Raw genomic sequence first — 2,018 nt, forward strand, 5'->3', positions numbered from 1 at the left:
GCTACCGGAACTTCGTCCGGCTGAACTACGGCAGCCCGTGGTCGCCGGAAATCGAGCGTGCGGTCGTCACGGTCGGCAAGCTCGCGACCGCCTGCCTGGGCTGACCGTGGCCGCGCGGCCCCGGCTCAGGTGAGCCGGTACGACTGCTTGCCCGTTCCCGCGAGCGCGCCGCCGTCGACGATCAGGTATTCGTCTCGGATCGGCTTTCCGTCGAACCAGTCCTGCAGGATCTCCAGCGTGCCGGCCGCATAGCGCGCCTGGGCCGACAGCGACGTGCCGGAGATATGCGGCGTCATCCCGTTGCAAGGCATCGTGCGCCATGGATGGTCAGCGGGCGCCGGCTGCGGAAACCAGACGTCGCCGCCGTAACCGGCCAGATGCCCGGATGCGACCGCACGCACGACGGCATCGCGCTCGACCAGCTTTGCACGCGCGGTGTTGATCAGATATGCGCCGCGCTTCATTCGCGCGATCATCGCCGCGTCGAACAGGTGCTCGGTCGACGGATACAGCGGTATCTGCAGGTTCACGATATCGACCGCGCTCGCGAGCGACGCGGCGTCGGCGTGCCAGGTCAGCCCGAGTTCCTGCTCGATCGCGGCATCGAGCCTGTGCCGCTGCGTGTAGTGCAGGTGCAGCCCGAACGGCTTCAGCCGGCGCAACACCGCGAGGCCGATACGCCCCGCGCCGACCGTGCCGAAATGCATTCCTTCGACGTCGTAGCTGCGCGATACGCAGTCGGCGATGTTCCAGCCGCCTTGCTGCGCGATCGCATGCGACGGCAGATAGTTGCGCACCAGCGCGAGCGTCGTCATCACGACGTGCTCGGCCACGCTGATGCTGTTCGACCCGGTGACCTCGGCGACGGTGATGCGCGCGCGTGCCGCCGCGTCGAGATCGACGTGATCGGAGCCGATGCCGGCCGTCAGCGCGAGCCTGAGCTTCGGCGCCATCGCGATGCGTGCGGCGCTCAGGTAGGCCGGCCAGAACGGCTGCGAAATCACGATGTCCGCTTCGGGCAGGCGGCGTTCGAACTCGGAGTCGGGGCCGTCCTTGTCGCTCGTCACGATCAGCGTGTGGCCGCGCGCTTCCAGATAGCCGCGCAGCCCGAGCGCGCCGGATACGCAGCCGACGAGTTCGCCGGGTCGAAAGCCGGGCGGGCCGGCCGGCGTCGGCGCGGTTTGTCCGTCGGCGTACCGCGTGATGACCGGAATTGCATCGCGCAAGTAGTGCGGCGGATAGCCGTCGACCGGGTCGGGATACAGCACGCACAGGACGGTAGCCATCGGGTAGCGCTCCTCGTGACGGGATGAACGGCGGACGCGGCACGCGGATTGCTCGGTGCGACGGCACCCTCGCATGCGCGGCCGGTGTGTTGCGCCGCAACGTGGATCACGTTGTACGCCGGTCGCGGATCGCGTACAAGCTACAGTCCGCGTTTGCGTGCGCTGCGGGGTCGTCTGTACCTGTTCTTTTCAGGAAGGACGCCGATAATGGGATCGTTACCTCACTCGCAGGGAGGCAGGCCATGTCCGGAAGCGCCGCTTCGTCTTCACGTCCCGATCTCGCACAGGGCATTGCGCTCGACGACATCGCCGACGGCGCGATGATCGAGGGCCATGTCGGCGACGCAGCCGTGTTGCTCGTGCGCCGCGCCGACGAACTGTTCGCGCTCGGTGCGCAATGCCCGCATTACGGCGCACCGCTCGCCGACGGCCTGCTGGTCGGCGACACGATTCGCTGCCCGTGGCACCACGCGGCGTTCTGCCTGCGTACCGGTGCCATGCTGCGCGCGCCCGCGCTCGACGGATTGACGTGCTGGCGCGTCGAGCGTCGCGACCGCCGCGCGGTCGTGCTCGCCGCGCGGCCGGCCGCGGCGCCGCCCGCGTTGAATGCGGCCGGGCTGCCCGACTCGGTCGTGATCGTCGGCGGCGGCCCGGCTCCGATTGCGGCGGCGGTGACGCTTCGCCCCGAAGGCCACCCGAACTCGATAACGCTGCTGACCGCCGCCAGCGAAC

The 2,018-nt window shown here is 69.2% G+C and carries 2 protein-coding genes; one reads left to right on the forward strand and one right to left on the reverse strand.

Annotated features, from left to right (window positions below; all coding sequences use genetic code 11):
* Window positions 1-125: 125 nt before the first annotated feature.
* The gene (locus J7024_RS36835) at window positions 126-1,286 is read right to left on the reverse strand and encodes an NAD-dependent formate dehydrogenase (RefSeq protein ID WP_124897823.1); all 1,161 of its coding nucleotides are present in this window, start codon (window positions 1,284-1,286) and stop codon (window positions 126-128) included.
* Between the two features lie 242 nt (window positions 1,287-1,528).
* On the opposite strand from J7024_RS36835, the gene J7024_RS36840 reads away from it, so the two are divergent.
* Window positions 1,529-2,018: Rieske 2Fe-2S domain-containing protein (locus J7024_RS36840; protein ID WP_234746044.1), on the forward strand; the 490-nt coding region annotated here is incomplete at its 3' end.

This window comes from Burkholderia sp. WTPI3 (assembly GCF_021483755.1).
Lineage (GTDB): Bacteria > Pseudomonadota > Gammaproteobacteria > Burkholderiales > Burkholderiaceae > Burkholderia.